General features: G+C 70.0%; 16 protein-coding genes. 7 read left to right on the top strand and 9 right to left on the bottom strand.

The genetic code is table 11. The annotated features are described in order from the left end of the window. A partial coding sequence (gene arsH / locus EIM48_RS15045; RefSeq protein ID WP_125112031.1) for an arsenical resistance protein ArsH occupies window positions 1-687 on the bottom strand: 687 nt, incomplete at its 3' end. 17 nt (window positions 688-704) lie between these two features. Between arsH and EIM48_RS15040 the strand changes: the two genes are divergently transcribed. From EIM48_RS15040 to arsB, 3 genes are read left to right on the top strand one after another with little or no spacing between them, the layout of a single operon-like run. Further along, the gene (locus EIM48_RS15040; protein ID WP_026010426.1) at window positions 705-1,037 is read left to right on the top strand and encodes a metalloregulator ArsR/SmtB family transcription factor; all 333 of its coding nucleotides are present in this window, start codon (window positions 705-707) and stop codon (window positions 1,035-1,037) included. Between the two features lie 34 nt (window positions 1,038-1,071). Beyond that, complete coding sequence (locus EIM48_RS15035; protein WP_019398161.1) at window positions 1,072-1,590, top strand: arsenate reductase ArsC; 519 nt, start codon at window positions 1,072-1,074, stop codon at window positions 1,588-1,590. 13 nt (window positions 1,591-1,603) lie between these two features. Continuing rightward, window positions 1,604-2,638 (top strand): ACR3 family arsenite efflux transporter, encoded by a 1,035-nt coding sequence (arsB, locus tag EIM48_RS15030; protein ID WP_125112030.1) that lies wholly within the window; start codon window positions 1,604-1,606, stop codon window positions 2,636-2,638. A 115-nt stretch (window positions 2,639-2,753) separates the two neighbouring features. Here the strand turns inward: arsB and istB are convergent, their stop codons facing one another. Then, window positions 2,754-3,434: an IS21-like element helper ATPase IstB gene (gene istB, locus EIM48_RS15630; RefSeq protein WP_028914989.1), complete on the bottom strand. Its 681-nt coding sequence runs from the start codon at window positions 3,432-3,434 to the stop codon at window positions 2,754-2,756. A gap of 21 nt (window positions 3,435-3,455) precedes the next feature. On the opposite strand from istB, the gene EIM48_RS15625 reads away from it, so the two are divergent. Next, window positions 3,456-4,067 carry a hypothetical protein gene (locus EIM48_RS15625; RefSeq protein WP_125112029.1) on the top strand — a complete coding sequence of 204 codons (612 nt, stop codon included), beginning with the start codon at window positions 3,456-3,458 and terminating at the stop codon, window positions 4,065-4,067. Between the two features lie 415 nt (window positions 4,068-4,482). Next, window positions 4,483-4,923: a VOC family protein gene (locus EIM48_RS15015; protein ID WP_019398157.1), complete on the top strand. Its 441-nt coding sequence runs from the start codon at window positions 4,483-4,485 to the stop codon at window positions 4,921-4,923. Window positions 4,924-5,104: 181 nt separating this feature from the next. Here EIM48_RS15015 and EIM48_RS15010 read toward each other — a convergent pair whose 3' ends face one another. Both EIM48_RS15010 and EIM48_RS15005 read right to left on the bottom strand, forming a co-directional pair. Then, a complete protein-coding gene (locus EIM48_RS15010; protein WP_026010425.1) occupies window positions 5,105-6,019 on the bottom strand; it encodes an HDOD domain-containing protein in 915 nt (304 codons plus the stop codon). A 146-nt stretch (window positions 6,020-6,165) separates the two neighbouring features. After that, window positions 6,166-7,092, bottom strand: coding sequence for a M14 family metallocarboxypeptidase (locus tag EIM48_RS15005; protein WP_125112028.1), 927 nt, complete (start codon window positions 7,090-7,092; stop codon window positions 6,166-6,168). 349 nt (window positions 7,093-7,441) lie between these two features. On the opposite strand from EIM48_RS15005, the gene EIM48_RS15000 reads away from it, so the two are divergent. Next, window positions 7,442-7,753, top strand: coding sequence for a YkgJ family cysteine cluster protein (locus EIM48_RS15000; RefSeq protein WP_083852403.1), 312 nt, complete (start codon window positions 7,442-7,444; stop codon window positions 7,751-7,753). A gap of 14 nt (window positions 7,754-7,767) precedes the next feature. Then, window positions 7,768-7,986 carry a hypothetical protein gene (locus EIM48_RS14995; RefSeq protein WP_019398153.1) on the top strand — a complete coding sequence of 73 codons (219 nt, stop codon included), beginning with the start codon at window positions 7,768-7,770 and terminating at the stop codon, window positions 7,984-7,986. Between the two features lie 175 nt (window positions 7,987-8,161). Here the strand turns inward: EIM48_RS14995 and EIM48_RS14990 are convergent, their stop codons facing one another. The 5 genes from EIM48_RS14990 to ligD all read right to left on the bottom strand — a co-directional run bounded on the left by EIM48_RS14990 (window position 8,162) and on the right by ligD (window position 14,368). Continuing rightward, window positions 8,162-8,626: a peptidylprolyl isomerase gene (locus tag EIM48_RS14990; RefSeq protein ID WP_125109460.1), complete on the bottom strand. Its 465-nt coding sequence runs from the start codon at window positions 8,624-8,626 to the stop codon at window positions 8,162-8,164. A gap of 175 nt (window positions 8,627-8,801) precedes the next feature. After that, window positions 8,802-9,680, bottom strand: a complete 879-nt coding sequence (locus EIM48_RS14985) for an acyltransferase (protein WP_028914984.1) — start codon at window positions 9,678-9,680, stop codon at window positions 8,802-8,804. A gap of 307 nt (window positions 9,681-9,987) precedes the next feature. Then, window positions 9,988-10,338 carry a response regulator gene (locus EIM48_RS14980; protein WP_037034671.1) on the bottom strand — a complete coding sequence of 117 codons (351 nt, stop codon included), beginning with the start codon at window positions 10,336-10,338 and terminating at the stop codon, window positions 9,988-9,990. Continuing rightward, on the bottom strand, window positions 10,331-11,491 hold the full coding sequence (locus tag EIM48_RS14975) for a PAS domain S-box protein (protein WP_233581715.1): 1,161 nt from the start codon (window positions 11,489-11,491) through the stop codon (window positions 10,331-10,333). Before EIM48_RS14975 ends, EIM48_RS14980 begins: the two co-directional genes overlap by 8 nt. A 120-nt stretch (window positions 11,492-11,611) precedes the next feature. Then, the gene (ligD, locus tag EIM48_RS14970; RefSeq protein ID WP_125112027.1) at window positions 11,612-14,368 is read right to left on the bottom strand and encodes a DNA ligase D; all 2,757 of its coding nucleotides are present in this window, start codon (window positions 14,366-14,368) and stop codon (window positions 11,612-11,614) included. Between the last annotated feature and the right edge of the window lie 63 nt (window positions 14,369-14,431).

Here is a 14,431-nt window from a genome sequence, read left to right as displayed (position 1 = left end):
GTGTCTACAGAAGCCGGGGCGATTCAGATAGGCGCTTCGCCCGCGAACCAGGAGCGTGAACTTGACCAGCTCCTCCATCACGTCCACCACCCGGTCGTAGAACGGAGAGGCGCGCATACGTCCCGCGTCGTCAAACTCCTGCCATGCCTTGGCGACCGAGGACTGGTTGGGAATCGTCACCATCCGCATCCACCGCCCCAGCACCCGCAGAGTGTTGACCACGTTGAACGACTGCGATCCGCCGCACACCTGCATCACCGCCAGCGTCCGCCCCTGGGTGGGACGCACGCTGCCATCCTCGAGGGGCAGCCAGTCAATCTGGTTCTTGAACACGCCGGTGATCGTGCCGTGGCGTTCGGGCGAAACCCAGACCTGACCTTCCGACCACTGCGACCATTCGCGCAGTTGCCGCACCTTCGGATGGTCTTTGCCAACGCTGTCCAGCAGCGGCAGATCGTGTGGATCGAACACCCGCGTTTCGGCGCCGAGGTGGCGCAAGATGCGCTCGGCCTCCAAGGCCAGCTTGCGGCTGTAGGACTGCGGCCGCAGCGAGCCGTACAGCAGGAGGATGCGCGGCGCCGGCTGGCCCGTGTCTGCACCGAGTGCGTCATGGCGAGGGCCGGGAAGCAGGTCGGCGGCCAGATGGGGGAGGTCGAGGAGCGCGGATGATTGCCGTTCGTTATTCATTCGACTATTCTAGAATGATGGAAACGAATCAGGCAATCGCTGCGCTGACGGCGCTGGGCCACGCCACCCGGCTGGCGATCTTCCGGTTGCTGGTCGAGGCCGGGCCCGACGGCCGCATGGCCGGTGAAATCGCGGAAGCGCTGGCCGTCCCCGGCGCAACCCTGTCCTTCCACCTGAAGGAACTCGTCCACGCCGGCCTGATCGGCAGCGAGAGCCGGGGGCGCAACGTCTGCTACCGCGCCAACTTCGAGGCCATGAACGCACTGGTCGCCTACCTGACCCACAACTGCTGCGCGGGCTCCTCGGACGAGAGCTGCCCCCCTGATGTCGCGGCCGCCTGCGCCTGTTGACCCCCTCCCACCTGTCACTCGAGGAACCGTCCCGATGAAGCGTCGCGTCCTTTTCCTGTGCACCGGCAACTCCGCGCGCAGCGTGCTGGCCGAGGCCACGCTCCGCGCCTGGGCCGGCCACCGCTTCGAGGTCTTCAGCGCCGGCAGCCAGCCGGCCGGCACGGTCAATCCCTGGGCGCTTGCCCAGCTGGCGGCCGAAGGCATTGCCACCGCAGGCCTGCGCAGCAAGTCCTGGGATGAGTTCACAACGCCGGACGCGGCACCGATGGATCTGGTGGTGACCGTCTGCGATTCGGCCGCGGCCGAAACCTGCCCCGTCGTGCTCGGGGACTTTCTCCGCGTGCACTGGGGGCTTCCAGACCCGGCAGCCGTGGAAGGCGATGATGAGGACAAGCGGGAGGCATTCCGCCAGGCCCACCGCATCGTCAAGGCGCGCCTGCAGGCACTGCTGGCACTGCCGGCCGAGGTCTGGGACGACCGTGCCGCCCTGAAGGACTCGCTCGATCGCATCGGTTTCGTACAGCCTGAAGACGAGGCGTCCGTCCATGGCTGAGGCAACGCCCCGCATGGGGCTGTTCGAGCGTTACCTGACCCTGTGGGTGGCGTTGTGCATCGTGGTCGGCACCGGCTTGGGACATTTCATGCCGGGTGCGTTCGCAGCCCTCGGCGGCATGGAAGTCGCGAATGTCAACCTGCCGGTGGCCGCACTGATCTGGCTGATGATCATCCCCATGCTGCTGAAGGTCGACTTCGGCGCCATGCGGGAAGTGGGCAGGCACTGGCGCGGCATCGGCGTCACCCTGTTCGTCAACTGGGCGGTCAAGCCGTTCTCAATGGCCCTGCTGGGCTGGTTCTTCCTGCGGCATGTCTTCGCCGACTGGCTCCCGGCGGACCAGATCGACTCCTACATGGCAGGGCTGATCCTGCTGGCTGCCGCGCCATGCACCGCAATGGTGTTCGTGTGGAGCAACCTGTGCCGTGGCGACGCGAACTTCACGCTCAGCCAAGTCGCGCTCAATGACGCGATCATGGTGGTGGCGTTCGCACCGCTGGTAGCCCTGCTGCTGGGGCTGTCGTCGATCACGGTACCTTGGGACACGCTGGCGCTGTCAGTCGGCCTCTACATCCTGGTGCCGGTCGCGGTCGCAGTCTTCCTCCGTCGCTGGTTGCTTGCACATGGCGGCGAGGCCCGGCTGGAGCGGGTGCGCGCTCGTCTCGGGCCTGTCTCGCTGGTGGCACTGCTGGCGACGCTGGTGCTGCTGTTCGGCTTCCAGGGCAGGCAGATCGTCGAGCAGCCCCTGATCATCGCAATCCTGGCGGTGCCGATCCTGATCCAGGTCTACTTCAACTCCGGCCTGGCCTACCTGCTCAACCGCAGGCTGGGCGTCGCCCACTGCGTGGCGGGACCGTCGGCGCTGATTGGTGCCAGCAATTTCTTTGAGCTTGCGGTCGCTACGGCTGTGGCCCTCTTCGGCGTGCACTCGGGCGCGGCGCTGGCCACCGTGGTGGGCGTGCTGATCGAAGTGCCCGTGATGCTGTCGGTGGTCAAGATCGTCAACAACACTCGCCCGTGGTACGAGCGCGAGGTCCGGGCGCAGTAGACCTGGCGGCCGGCAGCCGTTCCGTCGAAGGGGATCAGTATCCGCCTCCAAGGAGGCATCGCCGCTGCCCGGTCAGAACCATCGTTCCCGGCGCTCGCCGGGAACGATGATCAGATCAACGAACTGCGTGCTTGCGCATCGAGTCGCCTTTCAACTCAATGGTGTGCTTGTTGTGCAGCAGGCGATCCAGGATGGCGTCGGCCACCGTGGGCTCGCCCAGGTAGTCATGCCAGGTCTTCACCGGAAGCTGGGACGTGATCAGCACCGATCCTCCGGGAACGCGGTCGTCGATCACCTCCAGCAGGTGCTGTCGACCCCGGGCAGTGATCGGGGCGACGCCCCAATCATCCAGGATGAGCAACCTGGCCTTGCCCAGCTTCGTACGCAACGCCGGCAAGCTCCCATCCGAGTACGCGACCTCCATGTCCTCCATCAGTCGTGGCATGCGCTGGTAGCTGACCGACAATCCCTTTCGGGCAGCTTCGCGTCCCAGCGCGCAGCCAAGCCAGGTCTTGCCGGTGCCGGTGGGCCCGGTGATGACCACATGTTGGCCACGCTCGATCCACTGGCAGGTCAGGAGATCCATGACCTGGCGCTTGTCGATGCCACGCCGGGCAGAGAAGTCGATGTCCTCGGGCACCGCGCCAGGGGCTTTGAGCTTTGCAGATTTCAGCAGGCGGGTGACACGACGATTCTCCCGCGTCGCCAGCTCCGCATCCACGAGCAACCCGAACCGGTCGTCGAAGGACATGGACTGATAGGACGGACTGGCGAGCTGGAGCAGAACGAGCGCCACATCCAGGTCCTGCGCGAGGTGATGGCCTCGCTTGCCCTCCCCACCCGGCTCGGCTTCGCCATCCCACCGGCGTTCCAGCACTTCGTGCTGGTATCCCCCAGCGCCCGCATCGACCGTCCCAGGCACTTCGACACCCGCCGCGTGATCAAGGCCGACCAGCTGCGCAAGGCCATCTGGCGGGACGTGGACAACGAGAATCCGTTGCTGGGCATCCTGCGTACCGCCGCCAAGTTCGTGTCTTCCGACACCCTGGAAGCCGTGGCCCGCCAGCTGGCTGCGATGCACCAGCCGGCAGGCGACGGCGCATCCGCCCGGGACGCGCGGGTGGCCGCAACCCCGCCGCCGGTCGCGCAGGCCGTGGAAGCACCGCCCGTCGTCGAGGCGGCCGCTGCCCCGGTGTCGCCACCCCAGCCTGCCCTGCCGGCTTGCAAGTCCTGTGGCGGCCGCGAGGGACAGGTGTGCTACGGCAAGTTCGGGTACTACCTCAAGTGCAGCGCCTGCCAGACCAACACCGCCATCCGCTTCACCTGCCTCCCGGGGCATCATCCCCGCCTGCGCAAGTCGGGGCTGGAATTCTTCCGCGATTCCCCCGAGTGCGGGACCAGCGACCTGGTCCACCGCAACAAGGCGTAGCCTCCGCGCACCGACCCAGCTGGCGCCGCGGAACCGTTGCGGGAATCCATACGCGTCCGCGCGCCCCACTCACGGGCGGCCCTGGAAGGTGCGGTAATCCCGGTGCGTTGGGGCGGGCCCCTGCCTCGCTCCCGAGGCAGGGCCTGTCCTGGGCGCCGGACCCGGCGCCCCGCGCCAGCCCCCGGTCGATCCGGACACCCCGCGCCGTTCCATGTGGCGCGCATCGCGCATTCATGCCCGCAGGCGGGCCTGGATGCATATTCCCTCCGCCCAGGATCGTGTCCGGCCCTGCCCCGGCAACGCGACCTCCTCGTGCATGTCGATCTGCCCGCCCTCCACCCGTCGCGGGAGTGCAGCCGATCCACAGAACCGCCCCGGGCATGCCGCCCGCGGCCACTCACCAAGGAGGAGACGTATGAAGATCGTGACCAGCCTCAGTTTCCGGGGGCAGTGCCGCGAGGCGTTCGAGTTCTATGCCAGGGTGCTTGGCGGCAAGATCACCAACGCCGTGCCCTATTCGATGAATCCCGAAGGGATGCAGTTGGACGAGCGCTACAAGGACTGGCTCATGCATGCCTGGCTGGACGTGGGCGACCAGTCACTGATGGGCGCGGACATGGACCAGGAGTGGGCGCCCAACATCGACAAGCCCAAGAACGGCTTCGACGTGACCCTGCATACCGACAACATCGACGACGCCCGGCGCTGGTTCGAGCAGCTCTCCGAAGGGGGCCAGCAGACCATGCCCTTTGCCGAGACCTTCTGGTCGCCCGGCTTCGGTGCCTGCGTCGACAGGTTCGGCATCCCCTGGATGATCAATACCGTCCCGGGCCCGGGTTGGCAGCCGGCGTCCTGAGCGCGTTGTCCTGACCGGCCGGGCGGGGCCGCCCCCGGGCATGCAGCAACCAGGCGCTCGGCAACCGGTGGCGCCTGCGGGCGCACACGGGCGCCACGCGCCTTTCCCGGCGGGATCGCCGCCTCGCGTCCGGCACTGCTCGATGGGGAAGCCCGCCTGGCTCCGGACCGGCAAGCAGCGCTCAGCCGGCGGCGGCCTCGCTGCCGGCAAGCATGATGTCCACCGCGGCGCTGCTGGCGGTTTCCAGCAGCGCCTCGAGGCTGGCCACCCCGGCCACGTCCTGCACCCCGGCCACCGCTGGCAGGTCCCAGGCGCGGGACACGCCCTGCCCGATCCGCCGCGCCCAGCGCTGCAGCAGTTCGGCCGTGGTGGTCGCGTCGGGGGCCTGGCATTGCAGGCGCGCGCAGGCGTCGCGCAGGGCCTGCACCACCATGATCGCGCCCAGGCCCTGCATCAGTGCCAACAGCTGCGCGGCAAACACCGCGTCGCGCCCGCGCCCGGAGGCGCTGCGCGCGACCAGCCCGGTTGCCAGTTCGGTGTGTTCCCACACGCGCTCGGGCAGGCTGCCGGTGGCACCGCCCTCCAGCCGCATCACCGGCTGCATCAGCGCCACCGCCACCAGCTGGCGCAGGCCCTCGGTCCCGACCAGCGCCACCGCGCGGTCCAGGCTCTCCACCATGGCGCTCTGCACGCGGTACATCGGGCTGTTGGCCAAGCGCAGCAGGTTGGCCGCCAGCGCCGGGTCGCGGCCGATCACCTCGGCGATCTGGCGCCCGGATGCGCGTTCGTCGTTGAGCAGGCCCAGCAGCTGCGGCAGCAGCTGCGGCCGGCGTGGCAGCCGGGCGCGTTCGTGCACCAGCTGCAGCAGGGCGACCTCGACCTCCGGCAGCAGCCGCGGATCGGGGGCCGGCGCCTGCGCCGGCAGGGCCATCGCCGCCAGGCGCACGGTCCAGTGCTCGCCGGCGTCGCCGGCCTCGTCCTGCGGCATGGAGAAGGTACCGGGCAGCCGCTCCGCGGCAACGGGCTCATGCGGACGACGGGCGTCGGGCACGCCTTGCGCGCGCTTGCGTCCGAACAGCCAGCCGATCCATCGCATGCTTTTCCCCTGTCTGCACCGGGCGTCCGCAGGCGCCCGCAAGCGCGCGATCTTACCGGAGACCACGGGCCGCGCGCGGCCCGCCAGCCTGCCGCCACGCCGCGCGTGGAGCGCCGCAGTGGTTGTCGGCAGCGGGCGGCAAAACCTTATGCCTGCGGCTGCGCCAGCACGTAGTCCAGGGCGCCGCGGATGGCCGCCACCTGGGCGGCATTGCACTGCTCCGGGGTGGCCCTGGGGCTGTCCGGGTAGACCTCGGTGGTGGTCACGTAGGGCGCACCGGTGATGCCGGCGCAAAGCCCCAGCTCCACCAGCGGATAGGCGATCACGCCCGGCGCCAGCACCGGCGAGCCGATGATCCGGCCGTCCGCGTCGGCCGGGGCGATATGGGTGACCTTCGCCACCGCCTCGATCACCGCCTGCTGGAACTGCGGCTGCGGGTTGGCGCTGTCGTCCACCACGTAGAAGCCATCGGGGATGTACCCGGGCTCGAACGGCTTGCCGTCGCGCGCGGCCAGCGCCGGGCGGAACTCGCTCTCGTCGCTGTCGGTGGTCTCGTGCAGGTCCACGTGCAGCAGGAAGCGGCCGCGCAGCGGCGCCACCAGTTCCATCAGCGCCGCCGACTCGCGCGCCGGGCTGGGCTGGCGGAAGGAACGGTTGGGATCGACCGCGTCGGGGTTCCAGCGGTGGATGCGCTCGTATCCCCACGGGCTGACGCAGGGCACGACCAGCAGGTTGATGCGGCCGGCGTAGGCCGCCGCGTGCTCGCGCGCGAACAGCAGCGCGCCCTGCACGCCGCTGGTCTCGTAGCCGTGCACGCCGCCGGTCACCAGCGCCACCGGCAGGCCGCCGTCCCAGCCGCGGCTGCGCAGCGCCAGTAGCGGGTAGCGCTCGCCGGCGTAATCCAGCATGCCGTACTCGAGTACGTCCCAGGCATCGGCCAGTGCGCGCACCGGCGCAACCACCTCGTCGGCATGGCTGCGCCGGCGGCGCTGCATCGCCAGCCACTGCGCCTTTTCCGCCGGGCCCCATGGCTGGCCGGGAATGCCGATCGGATGGAAACGTTGCAGGGTCATGGCGCTCACCAGCTGGGAAAGCGGCGATCCTACCAGTGGCGCGCCGCGCAGCATCGCGGCCGATTGCGTGGAATGCAGTGTTTTGCGTGCTGTTGCCTGCAGATCCGCCACCAGTTCGGCACGGATCGGCGATTTGCGCTATACTTCGCCGGCAATCCGGCAGTCCATCCATCCGCGTGCCCCCTGCCGCGCGCACCAGGCTTCCGGCACAGGCCGCGGCATCCGCGCCGGCCAGGGGCCGCTTCCAGGGCGTCGCCATCCTTATTCCGGTTCTCCACGCCCACCGGTATTCCGGTGCGGATATCGCGCTAGCGCGCACTCCCACTCCCTTCCCCGCGGGGACGACGTCCTGAGCGCGCGCGAGGCCGGCGCTGACTGCAGGCACTGCGATGCAGTGTGCTGCCGCCTGCCGGTCCTGCTGCTGCCGGGCGACCACGTACCCGCCCGGTTCATCGCCATCGACGACCACGGCCTGGAAACCATGGCCAAGGACGAGGACGGCTGGTGCGCGGCCATCGATCCGCTGCACCTGCGTTGCTCGATTTACCAGGACCGGCCCGCCATCTGCCGCCAGTTCGCGATGGGCGGCCGGGCCTGCCTGGACATCCGCGCCCGCTACCGCGACCAGCGGCAGCGCGGCATCCCGCTCACCCTCGACTGACCAAGGAGACGCATATGGCCGTCCGCAAGACCGCTCCCACGTCCACCAAGGGCCGCAAGCTCGCCGATACCGGCAAGGCCTCCAGCACCCTCACCCGCGAGCGCATCGCCCGCGACCTGGAGGCTTTCCGCAAGGCCGGCGGCCGCATCGAAGTGCTCGGCAACACCCCGGTGCTGACCAAGGTGGAAACGCCCGAGACCGCCAACCAGGCCAAGAAGAAGAAGGCGGCCTGAGGCCGCCCGGCGCCTGCACCCCTGCAGGCGCGTGCGCGCATGCAAGCGGGTGCCGGCGCCTGCGTGCACCCCTGCAGGCATGGCCTGGCCCGCGCACCACGGACGGGTGCGGTGGCGCCGCAAAGAAAAACGCCGGCCTTGGGGCCGGCGTTTTTCATGTCACGTCGCGAAGCGGTCAGGCGGCGACGCGGCCGGTCTGCTTCTCTTCGTCGGTGGCTTCGCGCACGTCGGTGATGCGCACGTCGAAGTGCAGGGTCTTGCCCGCCAGCGGGTGGTTGCCGTCGATGCGGACCTGGCGGTCGCCGACCGCGACCACGGTCACCAGCACCGGGCCCTGGCCGCCGTTGGCCTGGAACTGCATGCCCGGCTCGATGCGGTCGATGCCCTGGAACGCCTCGCGCGGCACGTCCTGCACCAGGCCTTCGATGCGCTCGCCATAGGCCTCGGCCGGCGGCACGTCGACGGTCAGCGACTCGCCGGCGCTACGGCCTTCCAGCGCCTTCTCCAGGCCGGGGATGATGTTGCCGCCGCCGTGGAAATAGCTGAGCGGATGGTCTTCCGGCGAACGGTCCAGGACCTGGCCTGCGTCGTCGGTGAGGATGTAGTGGAACGTGGCCACGCGGGCGGCGGCGATCTCCATGGAAGTGCTCCCTGGTATTGGAAAGGAAAGGGGGGTTGAAGTGGATGGCCGCAAGGACCGGTGGACTCACGGTGCCTCGGTTGCCGCCCACCTTAACGGCTGCGGCCGCGACGCGCAAACCGCGCCGCGACGCGCATTCAGGCGGAGCCTCCCTTCCGCATCCGGGCGCCGCCGCTCAGCCTGCCAGCAGGCGCTCCATGTCCTCGTCCTTCTCGCGCCACAGCCCGTTCATCCACTGCTGGAAGCAGGCGCGGAAGGCGCGGTCTTCCTGGTAGTTGCCGGCGACCAGCTCGGCCGGGATCGGGCGCTGGCGCACCTTCACCCGCACCGCGGGCACGCGGTCGGCCATCAGGTCGATCATCGAGGGGCGGCCGCCCGGATAGGCGATGGTCACGTCCAGGATCGAATGCAGGCCCTGCCCCATCGCGTCGATCACGAAGGCGACGCCGCCGGACTTGGGCTTGAGCAGGTGCCGGTACGGCGAGGCCTGCTGCGCGTGCTTGGCCTCGGTGAAACGGGTGCCCTCGACGAAGTTCATGATCGACACCGGGATGTCGCGGAACTTCTCGCAGGCCTTGCGCGTGGTCTCGATGTCGCGCCGCCCCAGCTCCGGGTTCTTCGCGATCTGGCGGCGGGTGTAGCGGCCCATGAACGGGAAATCCAGCGCCCACCACGCCAGGCCCAGCACCGGCACCCAGAACAGCGAGCGCTTGAGGAAGAAGCGCAGCAGCGGCACCTTGCGGTTGAACACCTTCTGCAACACCAGGATGTCGACCCAGCTCTGGTGGTTGGCCAGCACCAGGTAATGGCCGTCGCGGCGCAACTCGGCGGTGCCCTCGATCTCGAAGCGGGTGCGGGTAAAGGCACCCATCATCCAGGTGTTCACCGCGATCCAGCTCTCGGCCAGCCCGGTCAGCACCGGGTTGCAGGCGCGCCACACCGGCCGCAGCGGCAGTACCGCCTTGACCACGCCGGCCAGCAGCACGGGCACCGCATGCACCAGGGTGTTGAGGACGATCAGCAGCAGGATGGGCGGGACCCGCAACAACGGCATGGGGACACCGGAACCAGGGATGTGAAGGGCGCCGCAGCGTAGCAAATCGGCCCACCACCCGAGTGCCTGTTTGGCGTGCATGGCCCAGGCCGGGCCTGGTCCACGGCGCGGCCCCCCGTGCGCACGTTCGGAAAACCCTGACCCCAGGGGCCGGCAATTCCCGATGGTGCGGCCGCGGCGGCCCGGGCATGCTCGTCCCCTTGGCGCCCCCCGACGCCATCGCGCCGGTGCTTCCCCCGCTCCGGTGCACCACGGCCGCCCCTGGCGGCCGTGTTCTTTTCCGCGGCCTCCCGCCAGCGTGGCGGGGTCAGCCGGCCGCGCCCAGGGTGTCGATCAGGTCCTGCACCCGGAACGGCTTGCCCAGGTAGATCACCGAGTCCGGCAACGCCGGCAGCTGCGAGGTGGCGTAGCCGGACACCAGGATGGTGCGGCACCCGGGCCGCGCGGCCTGGGCGGCCTGCGCCACCTCCAGCCCGCTCATGCCGCCGGGCATGCTGATGTCGCTGATGACGAAGTCGAACCCGCCCTCCTGGTCCAGCAGCCAGCGCGCCTGGTGGCCGTCGTGGGCCTCGACCACGGCATAGCCGGCATCCTCCAGCGCCAGGCTGGTGACCATGCGCAGCAGCTCGTCGTCCTCCACGTAGAGCACCTTAGGCATCGGCGGCCTCCCCTGCAGGGATGGCCATGGTCACGCAGGTACCCTCGCCCGGCGCGCTCTCGATGAAGGCGAAGCCGCCGGACTGGCTGGCGAAGCCGAACACCTGGCTCAGGCCCAGGCCGCTGCCGCGGCCGACATCCTTGGTGGTGAAGAAAGGTTCCATGGCGCGCTGGCGCACGTGCTCCTCCATTCCCGGGCCATCGTCGGCCACGGAGACATACAGGTAATCGCGGCCGGCCACGGCGCCTGGATGCAGCGCCGGGTCGGGTCGGGTGATGCGGGTGGCGATGCGGATGGTGCCCGGCTGCTCCATTGCATCGCGCGCGTTGGCCACCAGGTTCACCAGCGCCGCTTCCAGCTGCTCGGCGTCGACCATGACCCGGGTGTCGGCCTCGGCCAGGTCGAACACGCACTGGGTGATCGGGCCGCCGGCGCGGCGGTAGACCTCGGCCGCGCTGCCAATCAGCGCGTTGACGTCGTGCAGCTCCGGTTCCAGGGACTGGCCGCGGGCGAAGGCCAGCATCTGCCGGGTCAGGCGCGCGCCGCGCGCGGCGGCCTGGCGCGCGGCGTCGACCAGCATCTGCCGGCGCCGCCCCTCCGCCGCCGGCAGCAGGTCCAGGCTGGCGGTGATGACCGCCAGCAGGTTGTTGAAGTCGTGGGCGATGCCCAGGGTGAGCTGGCCGACCGCGGCGATCTTCTGCGCCTGGGCCAGCGCCTGCTCGGCCTGGCGGCGCTGCGCGGCCGCCTGGTAGTGCTCGGTGATGTCGCGGGTGACCTTGGCGAAGCCGACCAGCCCGCCGTCGCGGTAGATCGCATCGATCACGATGTGCGCGCGGAAGCGGCTGCCGTCCTTGCGCACGCGCCAGCCTTCGGTCTCGTAGCGGCCCTCCTGGCTGGCGATGGCAAGCGCCTGCTCCGGCACGCCGTGCTGGATTTCCTCCGGCGTGTAGAAACAGGAGAAATGCCGGCCGATCACCTCGCTGCCGGTGTAGCCCTTGATCCGCTCGCCGCCGGTGTTCCAGCTGAGGATCGTGCCGGAGGCATCCAGCAGGTAGATGGCGTAGTCGGTGACGCCCTGCAGCAGCAGGTGCTCGCCCTGCGGGCTCGCTGGCGCGCCGGCGTGTGTCATCGCGTGGTGCCGCTCATCGGACAAGTCCCCCTTTCCGGTCCGCAGGGCGTACGGGCCGGCAGAGGATGCCACCGGTGGACCGCCGATGCCATCGGCATGATGTGCTCCAGGCTGCATTTCCAGATTCATCGGATACTGAATACGTCACTTCGCATCGGCCCAGCGGGCCAGGTTCTGGCGGATCGCATCCATGCCGGCCCAGGGGTCCTTGCGCCGCCGGCGCAGCTTCTCCGGTACATCCTTGATCGTGTACAGGTCCGCGCGCGGCAACCGCGCCAGTTCGTTCCAGCCAATGGGCATGGCCACCGGCGCCCCGGGACGGGCGCGCAGCGAATACGAGGCCACCGCCGTGGCGCCGCGGCCGTTGCGCAGGTAGTCGACGAAGATCCTGCGGTTGCGGAAGCGCTTGGTTGCGGTGGCGACGAAGCGGTCCGGTTCGGACCTGGCCAGGGCATCGGCAAATCCGTGGGCGAAGCGCTTGGTCAGCTCCCAGTCGCAGCCCGGCGCCAGCGGCACCACCACGTGCAGGCCCTTGCCGCCGGTCACGCGCAAGAACGACTCCAGCTCCAGCGCTTCCAGCTGCCGCCGGATGTCGACCGCCGCCTTCTTCACCTCGGAAAACGGCACGTCCGGCCCGGGATCGAGGTCGAACACCACGCGGTCGGCGGAATCGGGGTTGTCGGCGTGCGCGCCCCATGGATGGAATTCCAGCGCGTTGAACTGCACCAGCTCCATCAGTGCGGCCGCATCCTCCACCACGAGGTAATGCGCGTTGGTGCCGCTCTCCTCCTTGAGCTTCACCGAGGCCACCCGTTCCAGCCCGGCGGTCAGATGCTTCTGGAAGAAGCAAGGCTTGCCGGTGCCGGAGGGACAGCGGATGACCGAAAGCGGGCGGCCGGCGATTTCCGGCAGCAGGTGGTCCATCACCGCCGTGTAGTGGTCCCACACGTCCTGCTTGGTGGCGCGGATATCGGGGAACAGCACCTTGGTGGGGCTGGAGAGCTTCGGCCAGTCCCGGGTCTGGGTGGCGGCCTTGCGCCGGCGGGCGGATGCCGGACTGGCCTTCGCCGCCGTGGCCGTGCCAGTGCGGGCCTTCGCCGAGGCGCGTGCCGGCGTGGCGGCGACTTTGCCTGCTGCCGTGGACTTCTTCGCAGCGGCCCTGGTCGCAGCTTGCGTGGCCTTCCCCGCTGCCGATTTCGCCGCTTTTCTGGTGGCCGTCTTCGCCGCATTCTTGCGCGCGGGCGCCTTCTTCGCCGCCTTCCTGCCGCCCTTCGCTGCCATCGCCTCCTCCTCCACGACGCCCGGACCGCGGTCGCTGTCGTACAGGTCGGCGATGTCCTTGTCCGGCCGCAGCGCCTTGAGCGAGGCCTGGCGCAGCAGCTCCTGCCCGCCGATGCCGCGGTAGAACACCTCCACCACCAGCCGCGGCGGCACCCAGGTGGCGCGGCGCAGCGCGGTGTCCATCGCCGGCACGAACGCGGTCGGCTTGCTGCCGGCGTCCTGCGCCAGCCGCGGCGCCAGTTCGCGCAGCTGCTCATCGCTGAAGCCGGTGCCCACCCGGCCGACGTAGCGCCAGCCATGCTCCGCATCCGGCCTGGCCAGCAGCAGCGAACCGAAGCCGGTGCGACTGCCGCGCGGCGCGGTATAGCCGACGATGGCGAACTCGTCGCTGGCCAGCTGCTTGGTCTTGCGCCAGTCGTCGCCGCGACCCGGGCGGTACGGGCGGTCGGCACGCTTGGAGATGACACCCTCGAAGTGGCGCTCGGCCGCCAGCGCGACCGCCTGGCTGCCATCACCCGGGATATGCGAACTGTAGGCCAGGTGCGCCGGCCCCTTCGCCAGCACCTCCTGCAGCAGTTGCTTGCGTTCCAGCAGCGGCGCCTCGCTGATGTCCACGCCGTCCACGTGCAGCAGGTCGAACAGCACGTACGCCAGCACCCCGGGGCGCTCCCCGGACAGCGTGGCCTGCAGCAGGTTGAAGTCCTCGCGCGTGCCGCTGCCGGCGATCAGCTCGCCGTCCAGCGCCGCGCTGCGCAGGCCCAGCGCCTTGACGGCGTCGCGGATCTCCGGGATGCGGTCGGTCCATTCCAGCGCGTTGCGCGACCACAGCCGCACCTCGCCGTCGCGCACCGTGGCCAGGATCCGGTAGCCGTCCCACTTGATCTCGTGCAGCCACTGCTCCCCTTCCGGGGCGTTCTGGCCCAGCCGCGCCAGCTGCGGCTGGAACGGGCCCTCCGGCGCTTCGGCCGCGCGCGCGCCGGGCAGGGCCAGGGCGCGCTTCTTCCAGTCCTTGTGCCTGGCGCGCGGCGCTGGCACTTCCGCCAGGCGCTTGCGGGTGGGCTTGCCGCGGCCGGCGCGCCTGCGGTCCTCCTCCGGCGCAGGCGTGACCTCGGCCAGCAGGTCGTCGGCCTCCAGGCTCCCGGCCCAGGCGTCCTTGTCCTTGAACAGCAGCCACTGCGGCTGCCGTGCCGGCTTGCCGGAGCGCACCAGGTGCCAACCCCCCTTGAGCTTGCTGCCGTGCAGCTCGAAGCGCAGGTGGCCCTTGGCCAGCTGCTCCTCGGGATCGCCCTCGGTGGACCACACGCCATGGTCAAAGCGCGCCACGTGGCCGCCGCCATACTCGCCCCTGGGAATCTCGCCCTCGAAGCCGGCGTAGTCCAGCGGATGGTCCTCGACCTCCACCGCCATGCGCTTGACCGCCGGATCGTAGCTGGGCCCCTTGGGCACGGCCCAGCTCTTGAGGGCGTCGCCCACCTGCAGGCGGAAGTCGTAATGGCGGCGGCTGGCGTGGTGCAGCTGGACCACGAAGATCGGCCGCTGCCCGCGCGGCGCCGGCTTGCCGGGCTCCGGCTCGCGGGTGCGGTCGAAGCTGCGCTTGCGCTGGTAGTCGACCAGGCTCATGCCGGCCCGTCAGCGCCCCAGGTGGCGGCGCACCGCGTCGGCCGTGGACCCGACCGCGGCCAC

Origin of the sequence: Pseudoxanthomonas sp. SGNA-20, assembly GCF_003931635.1 — a bacterium.
GTDB lineage: Bacteria > Pseudomonadota > Gammaproteobacteria > Xanthomonadales > Xanthomonadaceae > Pseudoxanthomonas.
The sequence above is the reverse complement of the archived record's forward strand: the minus strand, read 5'-3'. Positions and strand labels throughout refer to the sequence as shown.